Origin of the sequence: Halomonas sp. GT, assembly GCF_002082565.1 — a bacterium.
Classification (GTDB): Bacteria; Pseudomonadota; Gammaproteobacteria; order Pseudomonadales; family Halomonadaceae; genus Vreelandella.
Genome location: NZ_CP020562.1, coordinates 2959801 through 2977896, shown reverse-complemented (window position 1 = coordinate 2977896; position 18096 = coordinate 2959801). Strand labels below are relative to the sequence as shown.

The following is an 18096-nucleotide window of genomic DNA, read 5'->3' as shown; positions in this document are numbered from 1 at the left end:
AGAGTGGAAGGCGTAAGCAATTTTTTCCAATGCTCTATTTCAACGTTATTACAAAGCATCAACGGGTAGTGCCTAAAAAGCGTGACACCTTCGTTAGCAGCGCGGTGGCGACCACTCCGAGGCTTTCACCTTCTACGTAGCGATAATAGTGGCTGTCTAGGGCGAGATCATGATTTAGCGCGCAAAGCTGATGGCTTTCTATGGCTTCTTTCACCAATGGGTAGGGTAGTAATGCCCAGCCAGTGCCATTGATAGCGGCATCGCGGATAACCTCGAACATGGTCAGCCCGAGGTAATTTGTCGAAAAAAGTGCATCACTGACGAGTTTATCGCCCTGCTCATAGGTTAAGCACACCTGAGTATATTGGGCGAGATCGTCGCGGGTAACACTGGGTAAGCGGCTTAGCGGGTGCGACGTTGCCGCGACTAAGCACATGCTCACCGGTGCAAGATTACTGGCATTTACGTCGGCACCTTCAGCGGTATACAACCCAAAGGCGATATCAACGGTTTGGCGAAGGACGAACTGTGGGTGCTCTTGGGGAGGTAATAAATATACCGAGATGGCCGTAAGCGGATAGCGCTGCTTTAAATCGTGCATGACTTGTCGCCAAAATGCTTCGGGCAACGCATCATCTCTGGCAATGCACAGCTGGCTTTCTACGCCTTGCAGGTGCTGTTGGCAGTGTTTTTTGATTCGGCTGGCACTTGTCAGCAGTCGGTAGCAGTCCGGCAACACGCTTTCACCTACTGCAGTGAGCTGTAGGCTATTGCCTGAGCGCTCGAACAGCACGACCCCAAGACTGTCTTCCAAGGCATTCACTGTGGCGCTTAGCGTGCTGCGTTTTATCCCGGTGTGTCGCGCGGCGGCTGCAAAGGAGCCATGTTCAGTAACGTCAATAAACGCCTGCACTTGTTCTGCGCGCATGGGTTACTCCATTGAGAGCCAAGAAAGTTGGCGCTGAGCGATTGGTGAAACGTTAGTGTACTCACTATTATGCGTTGGGTTTAACACACTTTACTGGAGTATTTCGCGTGACCCCCTTTGTCGCCGAGCGCCGTGCGCTCAGATTTTCTGCTGTCTCTGCCAGCCTGTTTGCCTTTACCGGCCTTGCTCTCGGGCTTGCCAGTGGATCAATTACTATTTTATTCGATAGTGGCTATTCGCTATTAAGTTTAGTGCTGGCGTCTCTGTCGTTGTTTGCGTTAAAGCAGGCGCGTAAACCGGCAGATAATCATTACCCCTTTGGGCGGCTTACCGTAGAGCCGTTGGCTGTGCTGCTTAAAGGCGTAGTGATAGCGTTGGTATGCCTATTTTCTATGGTCTCTGCTGTGTGGAGCCTTGCGCAAGGTGGGCGGTTGGTAACGTTAGATCTTGCGTTGATGTTTGGTGTAGTGAATGTGGCTGGATGTTTACTTACTTGGTGGTGGTTGAGCCGTTATGCCCAAATTGCGCGCTCTTCACTGCTGGCCGCCGAGCTGCGTCAGTGGCAAATGGACACATGGCTGAGTGCCGCCGTGATGCTGGGCTTTGCGCTCACATGGGGATTGACGCTCACACCCTGGGCTCACTTGGCGCGTTTTGCCGATCCGGTGATGGTGTTGATTATCGCCGGATACTTCTTGCCAATGCCTATTCGCATGGTGCGTGGCGCGCTGCGCGAACTGATGTTTGGCGAACCGTTGGGTAGCGTTCGCCAGGACGTAGTACAAGAGGTGGCAGACTTCGATATTGCGAATGACGACGTGCGTTTAGCTCAGGTTGGTAGCTTCTTAATGGTTGATATTCAACTGGATATGCAACAAATAAATGATGCTGAAGAGATTGTTGAAAGTGTAGAACAGCACTGCAAAAAACGTAATCTGCGTGCTGTGACCAGCATTACATTGGTAACTTAATTTATTAGCAGCAGAATAGGCAGCAGTGACAGCGCTGCCTCAACCTCAGCTGTTGCCAGTAGGCGTTTAGTCGTTTTCCTGCTTTTGAGGTTTACCTTTGCGCTGGGTGCTCGCCATTTCTTGAAGCTCCTCTTCGTTCATTGAGTCATACATTTCTTTAGAGGAATCATAAAGTTCACTAGGCTTTGTTTCACCACGCTTGGCAGAAAGCGCCGCCCCCGCCGCTTTCTGCTGTGCTTTGGAAGTTGCTTTCATAGGTCGACTCCTGTCAGTTGACTTCCTTAAACCAATCACGATATTAAGCTTAGCAGAGAGCAGTGCCCTTTCCAGACGAGCTGACGATGTTAACTTAAGAGAATTACATGACACCGGCGATTAATAGCGCGAAACACGCGGGAATTGCGTTTCAGATCCATGAGTATCAACACGATGCCGCTACGCAATCTTACGGGCTGGAGGCAGCTGAAAAACTGGGTGTTGCCGCTCAGCAAGTGTTTAAAACCTTGGTAGTTACCCTGGATGGTAAGCAGTTGGCAGTTGGTATTGTACCGGTCACCAGCCAACTGGGGTTAAAGCAAATTGCTAAAGCGGCAGGGGCGAAAAAAGCCGCAATGGCGGCGCCAGTTGACGTTGAACGGACCACAGGATACGTGCTTGGTGGTGTTAGCCCGCTGGGCCAGAAAAAGCGTCTGCCTACGTTTATCGACGACTCGGCGGAGACATTTTCGACACTGTATGTAAGCGCGGGGCGACGTGGGCTGGAAATTGAACTTTCTCCGCGGGACTTAGCAACGTTGTGCCAGGGGCGTTTTGCAGCGTTAGCAACTACTTTGTCCTAAATACTGTCCTAAATAGCTGGCCTACTATCTAGAGGATTAGCAATCACCCATTCTGTACCGTTCGTATATCCTTGCCAAGGCATAGGTTGGCGCTTTCTGGTATGGTGCTTCACATTATAGGTTTGCTGGGCAATGTAGCCCCTTCAGGATAATTTTGTGTCTGACACTTCTTTTGCATCGCTCGCGCTCTCTCCTGCGCTTTTAACCAACTTAGATTCCCTTGGCTATCACACAATGACGCCTGTACAGGCTCAAAGCCTGCCACCGATGTTGGCTGGCTGTGATGTGTTGGCCCAAGCCAAAACGGGATCGGGAAAAACCGCTGCCTTTGGCTTGGCACTGCTGGCTGAATTGCGTGTAGAAGCGTTTGCTGTACAGGGCCTGGTGCTGTGCCCCACCCGAGAGCTCGCCGACCAAGTGGCCGAAGAACTACGCCGTTTAGCGCGTGGGTTGCCTAACGTTAAAGTGCTTACCCTGTGCGGCGGAGCGCCGTTTGGGCCGCAGCTAGGCTCCTTGGAGCATGGTGCGCATATTGTCGTGGGCACGCCGGGGCGAATCGACGAGCATTTGCGCAAAGGCTCGTTAACACTAGGGTCGCTGACCACCTTGGTACTTGATGAAGCCGATCGTATGCTTGATATGGGCTTTCAAGACACCATTGATGCGATCATTGATGAGACGCCTGCCGACCGCCAAACGCTGCTTTTTAGTGCGACATTCCCGGATGATCAGACTTCAGGTGGCCTGACTGCTATGACCCGCGGCATTATGCGTGAGCCAGTGATGGTTAAAGTGGCCGAGGTTCATGATGCCACTACTATTGATCAACACTTCTATGACGTTGCCAGTGAAGAGGCGCGTTTCGCTGCCCTTCAACAGCTGCTACTGGTTTATCGGCCAGCGACCAGCGTAGTGTTCTGCAACACCAAACGCGAAACTCAGGCGGTGGCTGAGCAACTGGTGGATGCCGGCTTTAGTGCCGTGGCACTCAACGGCGACTTAGAGCAGAAAGATCGTGATCGTCGACTAATTCTGTTTGCTAATCAAAGTGCGTCTATTCTAGTGGCAACGGATGTTGCAGCGCGTGGTTTAGATATTGCTCAATTAGACGCTGTGTTTAATTATCAAATTGCCCGTGAGCTTGATGTTCACGTGCATCGAGTAGGACGTACCGGGCGAGCAGGGGCTAGCGGCATTGCCTGTACGCTGGTCACACCTAAAGAGCACTATCGGCTGGAGCGGTTGGAAGGCTTGTTAGAACAACCGATTACTACCGAACCCTTGCCCAAACCCCAGCATTCAGTGCCATTTGAACCGCCTATGGCAACACTACAGTTGGCAGGGGGTAAGAAAGACAAGCTGCGCCCGGGGGATATCCTGGGGGCACTGACCAGCGAGGGTGGCATACGGGGCGATCAAGTAGGCAAAATTAAAGTGTTGGCCCGGAGTGCCTATGTGGCAGTGGAGCATGGCGCTGTTCAAAAAGCCCAGGCCAAACTTGAGCGTGACAAACTTAAAGGACGCGCTTTCCGCGTCCGCCGTATTCGCTATTGATCGATTAATGATTGTGCACAGATAGTAAAGAGGAGCCGACGCAGCTAACCATGAAAATCCCTAAGCGATTACAGCCCCTGGTCGATGATGGAATGATCGACGAAGTGCTGGTGCAGTTAATGAGTGGTAAAGAGGCGCAGGTGTATGTCGTACGCTGTGGCGAAGAAGTACGTTGTGCCAAGGTCTTTAAAGAAGCTAAACAGCGTAGTTTTAAGCAGGCTGTGCAATACCAAGAAGGGCGCAAGGAGCGCAATAGTCGTCGTTCTCGCGCTATGGCTAAAAAGACCCGCTACGGTCAAAAAGAGCAGGAACAGGCGTGGCTGAATGCGGAAGTTGATGCGCTATATCGTCTTGCTGCCGCTGATGTACGTGTGCCTGAGCCCCATGGGTTTGTTGATGGCGTACTGCTCATGGAAATGATCAGCGATGCCGAGGGAAACGTAGCGCCACGTTTGGACGAAGTGACCCTAACCGAGGAGCAAGCGCTGCGCTATCACGCCAAAGTGATTCAAGACGTAGTGCGAATGCTGTGCGCAGGTTTGATCCATGGTGACTTATCTGAATTCAACGTGCTGGTTGACGCCGAAGGGCCGGTGATTATCGATTTGCCCCAGGCGGTGGATGCGGCGGGCAACAATAGTGCGGCAGCAATGCTAGAGCGCGATGTCGATAATATGCGTGCCTATTTTGGTCGTTTCGCCCCCGAGCTACTGACTACCCACTACGGTAAAGAAATGTGGGCTTTATATGAAGCAGGGAAGCTACACCCTGATAGTAAGCTAACTGGCCACTTTGAACTTGATAGCCACATAGCCAATGTTGATGAGCTATTGGAAGTGATTGATGATGCTATTGAGGAAGAAGCTGATCGACAGGCTCGTATCCGCGGCGATGATGACGAAGACTAAGAATAAAAGTACTTAACACTTAACATCAGACACTTAACACCTAGCGCTTAACAATCGGTGCTTAACAAGAGGTACTTAACGAGAGGCACTTAAAAACTAGCTCTTAACACCCTAATGCCCTTAGCAGTGGTAAGCTAACGTTTACGCTTAGCAGGTTAACAATTGCGTTTTAACGTTAATGGTTAGGGTGGAGGAGAGCGTGAAAGGCATCCGTGTCAGCGCAGAAAGTGCAAAGGGACTTGTAACATCGCTTGCCGTAGGCGCCGTGGGCGGCGTCGTTTTTCACCTCACCGGTTTACCGCTTGCCTGGATGCTAGGCCCGCTAATCGCCAACCTGCTGGTATCGGCAAAAGGAATTAACGTTGGCGTACCGGAGCCGCTGCGCAACGTGTTTTTAGCGGTCATGGGATTGGTGCTAGGCAGCCAAGTAACGCCTCAACTTGCCCATCGTGTGCTGGACTGGCCAATCTCGGCAGCCCTCTTGCTGGCAGGTGTTGCGGCGTCCACTGCTGTTGCCGCGGCGTGGTATCGTCGCTGTGGCTTCGACCCTGTCAGTGCTTGGTTTGGTGCATCGCCCGGGGCAATGACGGCAATGATCATGCTCGGCGATCAATGTGGCGGTGACCCACAACGAATCGCTATTGCCCAGTCGCTACGTATTATCCTCGTCATCCTATTTCTGCCTCCCCTGTTTTGGGCATTTGAAGGCGGTGCAGGTGACATTGGACCAGCCCAGGCTGCCCTTGAGCACGGCTGGATGCTGCTCACTATTCCTTTCTTATTACCCGTGGGCCGGTGGCTGCACATTCCAAGTTCGGCGTTACTTGCGCCGCTGATTATGGCGGCCTTGCTATCTGGGTTTGGGCTTGCAAGCCTTAGCTTGCCTAGTTGGGGAATGAACCTCATGTTGTGGGTGCTAGGCAGTGCGATTGGCTCGCGTTTTCAAGGCATGACACGACGCCTGCTCGGGCGTTATTTATGGCAGTCAGGGGTGGCGACGTTGCTCGCACTGATGGTGTTAGCACTGTTTGCTGAACTGATCCATCAGCTGTTGGGCGTGCGCCGTGACGTAGCCCTATTAGCGCTGGCTCCCGGTGGCATCGGTGAAATGGCTATTCTTGCTGTCGCGCTTAATATCGACCCCGTGTTTGTAGCATTTCACCACTTATTGCGTATGGTCACACTGATGATCGTGGCGCCTTTTTGGGCTCGTTGGCTATTGCGTCGCCAATCTTCTTAACGACGTCTGTCTACCAAGGTAACGAAAGGACTTTCCATGTTGTCACGTAAGCTAGCGCCGCTGTTCCGTTACTTTGAAACGCGGTTGAACCCCTATCCCGAAGGTGAAGTTGCCACGCCACCGAAAGGTTTGCTGCCGTTTATTTGGCATTTTTCGCGCCCCGTATGGCCGTGGCTTTTGCTGATGTCGGTAGCAACAGCCCTGGTTTCTGCAGCGGAGGTGGTGTTTTTTAGTTATATGGGCGATTTGGTTGATTGGCTGGGTAACGTAGAACGCGCGAATTTCTGGTCGGATCACGGTCCTTGGTTGGCGGTGACTGGCTTGATGGTGATTATCGGCTTACCGCTACTAGTGCTCGTCCAGTCACTGGTTACCCATCAAAGTATTTTCGGTAACTACCCGATGATTGGCCGCTGGCTTTCTCACCGTCATATGCTTAGCCAAAGCTTGGCCTTCTATCAGGATGAGTTCGCAGGGCGGGTGTCGCAAAAAGTCATGCAAACAGCGTTGGCCATTCGTGAGACCGTCACCAAAGTGATGGATCTAATGGTTTACGCCATCGTGTACTTTACTGGGGCGGCAATTTTATTAGGCCGCGCAGACCCATGGTTGCTGTTGCCTTTAGGCGTTTGGTTGGTCGGTTATTTAGGCATTATGCGCTTTTTTGTCCCGCGCTTGCGCGACGTTTCGATGGCTCAGGCCGATGCTCGTGCCCAGATGACGGGGCGCGTGGTTGATAGTTACAGCAATATCCAAACGATTAAGCTGTTCGCTGATACCGAACGTGAACAGAGCTACGCCAAGGATGCGATGCAAGGTTTTATGGACACGGTGCATCGTCAAATGCGGCTAGTCACCATCATGAGTGTTTGCCTGACGCTGCTCAATACGCTGCTGCTGGTGGGAACGGCAGGCATGGCGATTAGTGCTTGGTATTTGGACGCTATTTCCCTGGGTATTTTAGCGATTGCGATAGCCCTGGTGATGCGTATCCGCTTTATGTCGGATTGGATCTTATGGGAAGTGGCTGGCCTGTTTGAAAATATTGGTACGGTACAGGATGGTATGAATACCATTGCCCAGGAGCCCACGATCAAAGATAAGCCCAATGCCAAAGCGCTTGTGGTGCCCAATGGCGAAATTGTGTTTGATGCGCTGCGCTTTCAGTACGCCCAGGCTAAAGGTGAAAGTAAAAACGTCTTTGACGGGTTGAGTCTGACGATTAAACCTGGCGAAAAAATTGGCCTGATTGGCCGATCTGGGGCAGGTAAGTCCACCCTGGCCAATCTGTTACTGCGCTTTTATGACTTACAGGGCGGACGTATCCTGATTGATGGACAAAATATTGCTGACGTTACCCAGACGTCATTGCGTCATCAGATTGGCATGGTGACTCAGGATACCTCACTGCTGCATCGTTCGCTGAGAGACAATATTCGCTACGGTAGCCCTCATGCCAGCGATGATGATGTGTGGCAAGCAGTGTGCCGCGCCCACGCCGATACGTTTATCAATGAGCTGGTCGACCCTAAAGGGCGGCGCGGTTTAGACGCCCATGTCGGCGAGCGTGGTGTGAAACTATCCGGTGGTCAGCGCCAGCGTATTGCTATCGCTCGCGTACTGCTTAAAAACGCCCCCATTCTGGTGTTGGACGAGGCTACCTCAGCGTTGGATTCCGAAGTGGAAGCCGCGATTCAAGAGCAACTCGATTCGCTGATGGAAGGCAAGACGGTGATTGCCATTGCTCATCGACTCTCTACCATTGCGATGCTTGATCGGTTAATTGTGGTAGATGAAGGTCGTATGGTGGAAAGCGGCACACACCAGGAGTTGCTGGCACAGAACGGTATTTACGCCAGCTTGTGGCAGCGTCAGTCTGGTGGCTTTTTGGGTCACGACCTTGATTTTGGCCTTGATACTGACCACAGTGCCCCCATCTCTTATTAGACCAGTCGTTTATTAAGCTGTTTACTACCAGGTTTTTTACTACTGGGCGTTTTCAACGACATGTGTTCAACAGGAGGTAGTGATGCAAGCCATTCAGCTTCAACAGCCCGGCGGTTTAGATAAACTGAACGTGGTTGAACTAACGGCGCCAGGTGAGCCTGGTCCTGGTGAAATTAAAGTACGTCTGCGCGCTAGCTCACTTAACTTTCATGACTATGCCGTGGTAGCGGGGATGATTCCCACCGCAGATGGCCGTATTCCCATGTCGGACGGTGCCGGTGTCGTAGAAGCAGTAGGGAAAGGCGTTAGCGAGTTCGCTGTCGGTGATGCAGTCGTGTCGACGTTTTTTCCTGATTGGCTGGAAGGGCCAGCGCGAGTAGGCGACTTCACTACCACGCCAGGAGATGGTATTGATGGCTATGCACGCGAGCAAAGAGTGGCTGCTGCTACCTCGTTCACCCATCAGCCGCAAGGTTACAGTCATGCGGAGTCAGCGACGCTGACGACCGCCGGCTTGACCGCTTGGCGGGCATTAGTCGTTGATGGTGGGTTAAAAGCGGGAGATACCGTGCTGGTGTTGGGCACCGGGGGTGTTTCTATTTTTGCGCTACAGTTTGCCAAGATGATGGGCGCGCGGGTAATCGCCACATCGTCTTCTAATGAAAAGCTGACCCGTCTGCGCGAGCTGGGTGCTGAACACACCATTAACTATAAAGAAACGCCTGACTGGGGTAAGGCAGTTAAAGCGTTAACGAATGGTGAAGGTGTCGACCATGTTGTTGAAGTAGGCGGCCCTGGTACGCTACCGCAATCGATTGATGCGGTGAAAATTGGTGGGCATATCGCGCTGATTGGTGTGCTAACCGGTCGAGAAGGCGAAATACCAACGGCTAAGCTGATGGCTAAGCAAGCTAAACTGCAAGGTCTTATTGTGGGTAGTCGTCGTCATCAAATCGAGATGATTCATGCTATTGAAGCGGCTAATTTGAAGCCGATTATTGACCGTGAGTTTGCACTGAGCGACATTGCTGATGCCTTCCGCCACCAGGAGTCTGGCAAACACTTCGGAAAGATTTGTCTGACTTTCTAGCTAGGAAGCGTTTATTTTAGTTAACGTTTTGGTTTTGGAATAATGTGCTTGCACGCCCACTGAGTAGTGGGTGTGCAAAAAAATTACGTTTCCAAGCGGCTATACACAACGCCTTTCACTTCAAGTTCCCAAATATCATCATAAGGAACGGTTACGCCGTCGATATCGCCTGGGTCCCCCGTGCTGTTTTTGATCTGCGTTTCTGGAATGACTTTTAACCCCGTAAAGCCTACATGTTGAATACGTGCGCTAAATCGATTTCCCTCATGATCGATAAGCACCCGTTCGCCTGCAATGCACTTTGAAAGCTTTTCATGCAGTTCTGCCATAGTGACGTTGACTACGCTCATTGTCGCCTCCTGCGCTTTGCTCTCATATTAGTTAGCTACTGTATAACGACTTTATTTTAGACGATAAGTTCGTCTAACCCCTCAATGACAATATGGGGCATGCTAACCTTAATCCACTTATTTATGTTCGAGGCGGCATATGACGCAGCGCTCAACGAAGACCGCTTTTTCGCCATGGGAAATTGTGGCACTTGAGTCGTTTCAAACACCAGAGCAGACCCAAGCTAGCCAGTGGCGGCGTAGTTGGCGAGCAGCAACTACATGGATAGTAGGTAGAGAAGCCTCGGAACGCCAAGCAAAGGAGGAGAGTGAGCTGCGTAAGTTACCTGACGTCGCGCTGTCGCATTGGGTGCCTACTATTGATTGGACGCCTGCGGCTCACGCCCTCAGTCAAGTAACGCAGGGAGATGATGATGCGCCAGTCGTGTTGTTTATTTCTCCACCTCATGGTGGCCACGAAGCTGTCGTTAGCCATTGGGCGCAGCAGCAGGGCGTCAATTGCGTATCTGCACCAACCCTTAACGAGCTTACGGAGGGTTGCCTAGAGTGGGTCGAGCGCTGTGGCTACCAGCGTCAGTGGGCAATCCCCGCCTTAGAGCGGCATTTTTTACGCCACACCCAAGGGCTACAGGGCGTCCGTGAATTGTTAGAGCGGGCGTTAAGTGGCCGTTTGGGGCAGGGCGTGATTGGTTGTGATAGCTGGACGTATGCGTATCTGCAGCATGCGGTGGGGTTGGAAGGCGTCCCCGTGGTTACCTTGCAGGCGTTAGAGGGCGAGCAGCTGGCGCACTATTTTTCTCAGTTGGCAGACGATGGTGGCGTCCGCCCGACGGTGTATAGCTCCCGCACGGGGCAGCTGATTCTTGCTGACGCTAATGATCATAGCGATGGTGGTGAGCGCTCCTATAAAGAGTTGCAACGTCTAGCGGCCCACTGTCGAGGGCATTTAGGTATTGCTTGGCACTACTGGCGAGAACGACTGCGCGAACCGGCTGAAAATGAGGATAGTGGCCGTTCACAAGGGCCGTCTCAAGGGCAGCCAAAAGAGCCGTCGAAAGAAGAGCCGTCAAAAGAGCTATGGCTACTAGATGCGTTGGCTGAAGCGGAGCTAGCGTCGGATACGGGAGATGTGGCAACGCTGTTGCTGCATACGTTGCTCATTCATGGGGGGCTAGAGGATCAAGCGTTAGGGTATGTGCTGCCATTCTCAAGTCATGAAGCGCTAAACGCACGGTTAGCACTTGCTCGCCAGGGAATTCTCCGTTGCCATCAAGGGCGATGGCAAGTCGACCCACTAAGCTACGCAAGCGTGCGACAACTGTTGGAATCGCGTAACTACCTAATCGACCCGCTTTAGGAGCTTCAATGGACGATCAAGAGCGGTATGCCAAGCTGTTTAATGATATTGATAGTCAAGCGCTGATTACTTTAGGGGTCATTCTAGCGAGTACGGTGCTACTGATTATTGCTAGTCAGCGAGGATTGAACTGGTTAGCGAATCGTTTACATGGCCAGGTGCGGTTTAGAGTGTTTGCGTTGGTGCCATTAACTCGGTTGTTGATTTTAATTACCGCACTGGCTATTGCAGTACCCATCGTTATTGAGCCTTCATTGCGCAATATGGTAACGCTATTAGGGGCCATTGGCCTAGCGATTGGCTTTGCTTTAAAAGATTACGTCAGCAGCCTGATTGCCGGGGTAGTATCTGCCGTTGAGCTTCCCTATCGGCCTGGTGATTGGGTCAATATTGAGGGGACTTACGGTGAAGTAAAGCACGTTGGAATGCGCACAGTAGAAATCCTAACGCCCGACGATGACTTGGTCGCGGTGCCTCATCTTAAACTTTGGGATTCTGCTATTTATAACGCTAACAATGGCGGTACCAGTCTTCAGTGTGTGGCAAGCTTTTATCTTCATCCGGAGCATGAAGCTGGGTGGGTGCGCAAAGCGCTACGAGACGTCGCGTTAACCAGTGCGTACCTTAAATTTGATAAGCCAATTATTGTCGTAGCGGAGGAAAAACCTTGGGGAACGCATTACCGTATTCGCGCTTATCCGGTGGATCCACGGCAGCAATTTTTATTTATTACCGATTTAACCGTGCGCGGTAAACAGGTACTGAGTGCGGCGGGCGTTACTCCAGCGTTGCTGCCGCCTGATGCGGCCTTAGATGCACGGGGCGCTGCCAGCTAATGAGCGTACCTGAGTCGCTTTATATCGGTTGGGATGTGGGTGGCTGGAATTGTGATAATAACCCTTCCAGCCGCGATGCGTTGGTGGTGATAGATAAAACACTTCACTTAGTGGGAACACCGTGGAGAGGCAATCTGAGAGCCACACTCAACGAATCGCCAACTAGTCGCAATTTAATCCATCGTCTGCTGGAGCTTTGCCAGTACAAGGCAAGTGGCAGTGAACGGGTGGTGATGGCGGTTGATACGCCGCTCGCGCTACCCACGGCGTTGCTGGCATTGGCACAAGGTGCCGCTGTTGAGACGCTTGGCCGCTCACAAGATAACCCGTATTTATATCGTGAAACTGAACGTTGGCTGTTTCAGCGAGGGGTGACGCCACTTTCGCCCATTAAAGATATGATCGGCAGCCAAGCTACCAAAGGCATGCATCTACTGGCACGCTTTGCACCGCATATTGCCGTATGCGGGCAATGGCAAAGTGCTGAAGGTACGCTGTGTGTTGTGGAAGGCTACCCAACGCCAGCTAAACGTTCAGAGGTATTTGCTGCACTTCGTGCGCGGGTAGCGATGCCGCCTGAGTTTGCGCCCATATTGCATCATCCCACCCCTAAGCAGCAGGATATTCAGGATGCTTGGCACTGCGCGCTCCTTGCATGGAGCGTAGAGCACGCTAAAGAGACAATTGCATGGCCGCCAGCGGAAATGCCAGCGGCCGAAGGGTGGATTTTTGTCCCTTGTGATGCGCTAACCGAGTGACGGCTTAAACGGTTTCTTCCGGCAATTCGGCGCTGTGGAAAACATTCTGAACATCGTCGAGCTCTTCAAGCATACCCAGCAGTTTCTCAAACATCACCACGTCATCGCCTTCGATGGGCGTGGGTGTTTGTGGTAAGAACTGGATTTCATCAACCTCGAAATCAACCTCACCGAAAGTATCCAACAGTGCTTGTTTGGCTTTAGCGTAATCAGTATGTGGCGCAAACACCGTGATACGACCGTCTTCCTGTTCGATATCGGTAACGTCGACATCGGCTTCCATGAGTGCTTCAAGCACGGCTTCTTCATCGCTGCCCGCAAACGAAAAAATCGCGCAGTGATCAAACATGTGACTAACGCTACCGGGCGTGCCGATTTTGCTTTTCGTTTTGGTAAAGCAGCCGCGCACATCACCAAAGGTGCGATTGGGATTGTCGGTCAAGCAATCAACAATCACCATTACATTACCAGGACCAAAGCCTTCATACCGCGCTGGTGAAAAATCTTCGCCGCCTGCGCCGCTCGCTTTATCTAGGGCTTTATCGATAACGTGAGAGGGTACTTGGTCTTTTTTAGCACGCTCCATTAAACCGCGTAGTGCAAGGTTACCGTTTGGATCTGTGCCGCCTGCTTTAGCGCAGACGTAAATTTCACGCCCATACTTGCTGTAAACCTTGGTTTTCGCAGCGGCCGTTTTGGCCATGGATTCCTTACGGTTTTGAAACGCCCTACCCATATTGAAGTCCTTTATTAGCCATGAACCGCCTGCATAGCAGGCGTCATCGTTATCAAAAAGGGGAAAATTTTACCCAACAGAGTACCATGCTAACAGCGTTATTTAAGGGGATGGATTTATTCGCTAAGCCCCCGTGTGGCTGACGTATACTCAGCCAACCTACATTGCTGTCTTTCAAGGAGAGAAAAATGCCGTTGTCACTCTGGCTATCGCTGGCTGCTATCTGCGCCATGGGGGCTATGTCACCAGGACCTAGTCTGGCACTCGTACTGCGCCATACGCTAGGCGGGGGGCGCTTGCCCGGCATGACGGCTGCGATTTTTCATGCGTTGGGCGTCGGGTTTTATGCGTTGCTCACCGTGTGGGGCTTAGGTGCGCTTATTGTGCGCCACCCAGAGTTATTTCAACTAGTGACATGGTGTGGGGCGACCTATTTGGCCTGGCTAGGGGTGAAAGCACTACGGGCGGGTAGAGGTGGAGCGCTATCCCCTGATGCAGCAGTGACGACGCCGCGGCAAGCTGCCAAGGAAGGGGTGCTGGTAGCGCTGGGTAATCCAAAGTTGATCATTTTTTTTGTGGCGCTATTAAGTCAGTTTGTAACGCCTGAAATGAGCGTCCTTGCCAAGGCAATTATCGTCGCAACTGCGATTATTATTGATGGGGGATGGTATGTTTTAGTAGCAGTAGGGCTTTCACACTCTCGTGTATTGCCTTGGCTCCAGCGCCATGCCCACTGGATCAATCGAATCACTGGCGTGCTGCTTATTGCACTGGCACTGCGTGTTGTCGCAGGGCCGATTAGTTGATAAGCCGCACTGGTGTAACGGCCAATGCCGTGGCATGGTAAAGCCTATGCTGGCGGCGTCATTTAGGGGGCCTTGAAATGATGATTTATGAGCAGGATTGTTACACCCATCAAGGCAAGCCGTTTAACTTACGGGCGCTGCGCGGGCAGGTATTGCTGGTCGTTAATGTGGCTAGTAAGTGTGGTTTTACCCCGCAGTTAAAAGAGCTGGAGAGTTTATACCAGCGTTATCGAGATCGTGGGTTTACGGTACTTGGTTTCCCCTGTAACCAGTTTGGTAAACAGTCGCCGGAGAGCGCAGAGGCCTTCTGTGTCTTCGGCGAGCAACAGTTTGGTGTCAGCTTTCCGCTGATGGAAAAAGTCTCCGTCAATGGTCCAAACGCCCATCCGCTATTTGTTGTGCTTAAACAGGAAGCACCGGGCGTATTAGGCACCAAGGTGATCAAGTGGAATTTTACTAAGTTTCTGGTGGGGCGCGATGGCAGGGTGATCGCACGGTTTGCCCCCAATGACCATGGCTTGTCACTGCGGCTTGCGCTGGAAGCCGCCCTTGATAAAGAAGGGTAAAGAGTCAGGCACTCGGTTAAAGCTCGCCGCGGGTAACCATCAGTCGCTGCATTAACTCCACCCAGCGATGGCGGACCATCATTGTGGTTAAACCTGAAAACAGCGCCCAACTTTTACGCCGCCAGCCTTTCAGGCGCAGGTTATGACTTACCAATTGCTTCATCAGTTTATAGTCATCGAACTTTCGCCATTCACTGGCAATTGACAGCTGGTGTCTCACCATCACTGGAGCAAGCTCCAAGCGGAACATCCACTCTAGCTCCTTCAGCGACATGTCATGCTGTACGATTATCTCAACCATATGGGCGTAGTCACGCTCGCTTGGCTCACGGTCCAGCCACAGCGGTGCGAGAGCAAGCCATAGGTCGCCGCGTTCATCGACTAACTGCTGTGCGTTCATCTGGGTCTCGTCGGCAAGGAGTGGTCAGGTCGCTATCCTGCCGTGAATGGCGAAGAAGCTCAAGAGCGGACAGAGCGCGCCTAGACCGCTAGAATACCCCCACACGGTAATGGCACTGCCATGCTGATAGCGACATCAATCTGATAAAGGGGTCCAATGTGATCATTAAACCAAAAGTGCGTGGCTTTATCTGCACCACCACTCACCCTAAAGGCTGCGAGCAAAACGTACTGGAACAGATTGAAGCGACCCGTGCGCGTGGTTTAGATAGAAGCCAAGGCCCAAAAAAGGTGTTGGTGATTGGTGCTTCTAGCGGCTACGGCTTGGCAGCGCGTATTACAGCTGCCTTTGGTTATGGCGCTGATACCCTAGGCGTTTTCTTTGAAAAGCCTAGTAGTGAGAAAAAAACTGGCACTGCTGGCTGGTACAACAGTGCCGCGTTTGACAAATTTGCCAAGCAAGAAGGTCTGTACAGTAAATCAATTAATGGTGATGCGTTCTCTAACGAAGCGCGGGAAAAAGCCATTGAGTTGATCAAGCAAGACATGGGTGAAGTTGATCTGGTGGTGTACTCCCTGGCGTCGCCAGTGCGTAAGTTGCCAGATACTGGTGAGGTGAAGCGCTCGAGTTTGAAGCCGATTGGCGAAACCTACCGCGCTACCGCCATTGATACGAATAAAGACGCCATCATCGAAGCAGAAGTAGAGCCTGCCACCCAGCAAGAAATCGACGATACCATCACGGTGATGGGTGGTGAGGACTGGGAGCTATGGATGAGCGCCCTGGACGATGCGGGTGTGCTGGCGAAAGGCGCGCGTAGCGTGGCGTTTAGCTATATCGGTACTGAAATTACCTGGCCGATTTATTGGCACGGCGCGTTGGGTAAAGCGAAAGAAGACCTTGATCGCGCCGCGACTGCGATTGATGCCAAGCTGAAAGAGACAGGCGGCGGTGCCAATGTTGCCGTACTTAAGTCGGTCGTTACCCAGGCGAGTGCGGCGATTCCAGTCATGCCGCTGTATATCGCCATGGTCTACCGCATCATGAAAGAGCAGGGCCTGCATGAAGGCACTATCGATCAATTAAACCGTTTGTTTGGTGAGCGTCTTTACTCTGGTCAACATGACGATATGGTCACCGATGAAAAAGGACGCCTACGTCTTGATGACTGGGAGCTGCGTGACGACGTACAAAAAGCCTGCCAAGACCTATGGCCAGCCGTCACAACAGAGAACCTATTCGAAATTACCGACTATGCTGGTTATAAGCATGAATTCTTGAAGCTGTTTGGCTTCGAGCGTGATGACGTAGATTACGACGCAGATGTGAACCCTGATGTTCACTTTGATGTCGTTACACTATAGCGCTAAGCGTGACGAGGAGTGTTAATCGCCGCGCTTTTAATCATCTAACCGGAAAGCGAGAGGTGTTGTATGGATACCAAGGAAAGCAAAACCCGGGAAGAAGAGATAGAGCACGTAATGAGTGAACGTCTGCCTGAGGACTTTGAAACATCTCAGCCACAACGGCAGCCAGAAGCGAAAAAGTCCCCTAACGGACTACATAAGATGCTTCCTTTAGTCATTATCGTGATGGGTATTATCGTTGCGGGCATTGTCATCTTGGGGCTTGGCAATAGCGGCGGTTAACCAAGACACATACTCCTCCTGTTGCCGGGCCTACTGCCCGGCAATTTTGTATTTATGCCCCCTATTTTAGTTTTAAGAGCCATAGCGCTGCCTTCACTTGCGCAATTGGGTAAGATGGCTTTTTCTCTAGCTATTTACCTAAGTTGGCGGCGATTTCTATGCAGCAAAGCAACTTGTTATGTCCTCAAGTACGTTGATGTCATCCGCTAGTGAACGTCGGCGGGTAGCCTTTGTGTTGCTGCCTGGTTTTTCGCTGTTGGCCCATGCGAGCGCTATCGAGCCGTTGCAGATGGCTAATCAGCTAAGCGGGCAGATGCTTTACCACACCGTTACGTTAAGCTTAACCGATGAGCCTGTGCGCAGTGGCGCACAACTTTCCTTACTCGCTCAACATGTCTTAGGCGCGCCGCTCGGGCCGCTTGATATGCTGTTGGTATGTGCCCCTACACCGCTACCCTATGCATTGCCTGCCAAGCTAAATGAATGGTTGCGCAGCCATCAGGGCAGAGGTGTTGCTATCGGCGGCCTTGCGGGGGGCACGGAAGTGCTTGCCCGCTGCGGCCTATTAGAAGGCTACCGCGCCACATTGCCCTGGCAGCGCTTCGATGCGTTTGCACAGGCTTACCCTCAGGTCACGCTTTCTCAGCAACTGTTTGAAATCGACCGTGATCGGATAACCTGTGCCGGTGGCACGGCTGCAATGGATATGATGTTAACGCTGATTGGCAAGCATCACGGCCAGCGCCTTGCCGAGCAGGTTTCTGAGCAGTTCGTTTGCGATCGTATTCGATTAGCCGATGAACGCCAGCATGTACCGCTGCGCAATCGCCTTGGCCATGCGCCACAAAGCCTGGTAGATGCCGTCACGTTGATGGAAGCTAATATTGAAGAGCCGCTTTCTACGCTAGAGCTGGCCGAGCATTTGGGTATTTCTCGGCGCCAGTTAGAGCGACTTTTCAAAAAATATCTGCAGGCAGTACCTAGCCGTTATTACCTGGATTTGCGCCTACAGGATGCGCGTAAACAATTGAGAGAGAGCGATCGGCCGGTGGGTGATATCGCGCTGATGACCGGATTTTCTTCTGGTGCGCACTTCTCTACCGCTTATCGTAATCACTTTGGCATTACACCGCGGGAAGAACGGCTTGGATAAGCGCGGCT

20 protein-coding genes are annotated in these 18096 nt (G+C 52.0%); 15 read left to right on the top strand and 5 right to left on the bottom strand.

The window, feature by feature from the left end; all coding sequences use genetic code 11:
- Positions 1–58 precede the first annotated feature (58 nt).
- Positions 59–928, bottom strand: a complete 870-nt coding sequence (locus B6A39_RS13765) for a LysR family transcriptional regulator (protein ID WP_009721532.1) — start codon at positions 926–928, stop codon at positions 59–61.
- 107 nt (positions 929–1035) lie between these two features.
- On the opposite strand from B6A39_RS13765, the gene B6A39_RS13760 reads away from it, so the two are divergent.
- Entirely contained in the window at positions 1036–1899 is an 864-nt protein-coding gene (locus B6A39_RS13760) for a cation diffusion facilitator family transporter (protein ID WP_083006607.1), read from the top strand.
- Between the two features lie 66 nt (positions 1900–1965).
- Here the strand turns inward: B6A39_RS13760 and B6A39_RS13755 are convergent, their stop codons facing one another.
- Positions 1966–2154: a DUF3008 family protein gene (locus B6A39_RS13755; RefSeq protein WP_083006606.1), complete on the bottom strand. Its 189-nt coding sequence runs from the start codon at positions 2152–2154 to the stop codon at positions 1966–1968.
- Between the two features lie 107 nt (positions 2155–2261).
- Between B6A39_RS13755 and ybaK the strand changes: the two genes are divergently transcribed.
- The 6 genes from ybaK to B6A39_RS13725 all read left to right on the top strand — a co-directional run bounded on the left by ybaK (position 2262) and on the right by B6A39_RS13725 (position 9477).
- Positions 2262–2738 (top strand): Cys-tRNA(Pro) deacylase, encoded by a 477-nt coding sequence (gene ybaK / locus B6A39_RS13750; protein WP_083006604.1) that lies wholly within the window; start codon positions 2262–2264, stop codon positions 2736–2738.
- A 156-nt stretch (positions 2739–2894) separates the two neighbouring features.
- On the top strand, positions 2895–4292 hold the full coding sequence (dbpA, locus tag B6A39_RS13745) for an ATP-dependent RNA helicase DbpA (protein ID WP_083006602.1): 1398 nt from the start codon (positions 2895–2897) through the stop codon (positions 4290–4292).
- Positions 4293–4342: 50 nt separating this feature from the next.
- Positions 4343–5200, top strand: a complete 858-nt coding sequence (locus tag B6A39_RS13740) for a PA4780 family RIO1-like protein kinase (protein WP_083006600.1) — start codon at positions 4343–4345, stop codon at positions 5198–5200.
- Between the two features lie 199 nt (positions 5201–5399).
- Positions 5400–6440: an AbrB family transcriptional regulator gene (locus tag B6A39_RS13735; protein ID WP_083006599.1), complete on the top strand. Its 1041-nt coding sequence runs from the start codon at positions 5400–5402 to the stop codon at positions 6438–6440.
- A gap of 36 nt (positions 6441–6476) precedes the next feature.
- Positions 6477–8387 carry an ABC transporter ATP-binding protein gene (locus B6A39_RS13730; RefSeq protein WP_083006597.1) on the top strand — a complete coding sequence of 637 codons (1911 nt, stop codon included), beginning with the start codon at positions 6477–6479 and terminating at the stop codon, positions 8385–8387.
- Between the two features lie 82 nt (positions 8388–8469).
- On the top strand, positions 8470–9477 hold the full coding sequence (locus tag B6A39_RS13725; RefSeq protein ID WP_083006595.1) for a zinc-dependent alcohol dehydrogenase family protein: 1008 nt from the start codon (positions 8470–8472) through the stop codon (positions 9475–9477).
- A gap of 83 nt (positions 9478–9560) precedes the next feature.
- Here the strand turns inward: B6A39_RS13725 and B6A39_RS13720 are convergent, their stop codons facing one another.
- Positions 9561–9827, bottom strand: a complete 267-nt coding sequence (locus B6A39_RS13720) for a hypothetical protein (RefSeq protein WP_038477356.1) — start codon at positions 9825–9827, stop codon at positions 9561–9563.
- Positions 9828–9966: 139 nt separating this feature from the next.
- On the opposite strand from B6A39_RS13720, the gene B6A39_RS13715 reads away from it, so the two are divergent.
- From B6A39_RS13715 to B6A39_RS13705, 3 genes are read left to right on the top strand one after another with little or no spacing between them, the layout of a single operon-like run.
- The gene (locus tag B6A39_RS13715) at positions 9967–11184 is read left to right on the top strand and encodes a hypothetical protein (protein ID WP_083006594.1); all 1218 of its coding nucleotides are present in this window, start codon (positions 9967–9969) and stop codon (positions 11182–11184) included.
- Between the two features lie 8 nt (positions 11185–11192).
- On the top strand, positions 11193–12020 hold the full coding sequence (locus B6A39_RS13710) for a mechanosensitive ion channel family protein (protein ID WP_083006592.1): 828 nt from the start codon (positions 11193–11195) through the stop codon (positions 12018–12020).
- On the top strand, positions 12020–12778 hold the full coding sequence (locus B6A39_RS13705) for a DUF429 domain-containing protein (RefSeq protein ID WP_083006590.1): 759 nt from the start codon (positions 12020–12022) through the stop codon (positions 12776–12778). The genes B6A39_RS13710 and B6A39_RS13705 overlap by 1 nt, the downstream gene beginning before the upstream one ends.
- A gap of 4 nt (positions 12779–12782) precedes the next feature.
- On the opposite strand, the gene B6A39_RS13700 is transcribed toward B6A39_RS13705, so the two are convergent.
- Positions 12783–13514, bottom strand: a complete 732-nt coding sequence (locus B6A39_RS13700; protein ID WP_083006588.1) for a YebC/PmpR family DNA-binding transcriptional regulator — start codon at positions 13512–13514, stop codon at positions 12783–12785.
- A 188-nt stretch (positions 13515–13702) separates the two neighbouring features.
- Between B6A39_RS13700 and B6A39_RS13695 the strand changes: the two genes are divergently transcribed.
- Both B6A39_RS13695 and B6A39_RS13690 read left to right on the top strand, forming a co-directional pair.
- Positions 13703–14320, top strand: a complete 618-nt coding sequence (locus B6A39_RS13695) for a LysE family translocator (RefSeq protein WP_083006586.1) — start codon at positions 13703–13705, stop codon at positions 14318–14320.
- 77 nt (positions 14321–14397) lie between these two features.
- Positions 14398–14886 carry a glutathione peroxidase gene (locus B6A39_RS13690; protein WP_009721545.1) on the top strand — a complete coding sequence of 163 codons (489 nt, stop codon included), beginning with the start codon at positions 14398–14400 and terminating at the stop codon, positions 14884–14886.
- A gap of 16 nt (positions 14887–14902) precedes the next feature.
- Here the strand turns inward: B6A39_RS13690 and B6A39_RS13685 are convergent, their stop codons facing one another.
- Positions 14903–15286 (bottom strand): DUF7079 family protein, encoded by a 384-nt coding sequence (locus B6A39_RS13685; RefSeq protein ID WP_009721546.1) that lies wholly within the window; start codon positions 15284–15286, stop codon positions 14903–14905.
- Between the two features lie 158 nt (positions 15287–15444).
- Between B6A39_RS13685 and fabV the strand changes: the two genes are divergently transcribed.
- The 3 genes from fabV to B6A39_RS13670 all read left to right on the top strand — a co-directional run bounded on the left by fabV (position 15445) and on the right by B6A39_RS13670 (position 18088).
- Complete coding sequence (gene fabV, locus B6A39_RS13680) at positions 15445–16650, top strand: enoyl-ACP reductase FabV (RefSeq protein WP_083006584.1); 1206 nt, start codon at positions 15445–15447, stop codon at positions 16648–16650.
- A gap of 69 nt (positions 16651–16719) precedes the next feature.
- Positions 16720–16935: a hypothetical protein gene (locus B6A39_RS13675; protein ID WP_083006582.1), complete on the top strand. Its 216-nt coding sequence runs from the start codon at positions 16720–16722 to the stop codon at positions 16933–16935.
- Positions 16936–17113: 178 nt separating this feature from the next.
- Entirely contained in the window at positions 17114–18088 is a 975-nt protein-coding gene (locus B6A39_RS13670) for a GlxA family transcriptional regulator (protein WP_174412707.1), read from the top strand.
- The last annotated feature ends 8 nt before the right edge of the window (positions 18089–18096 follow it).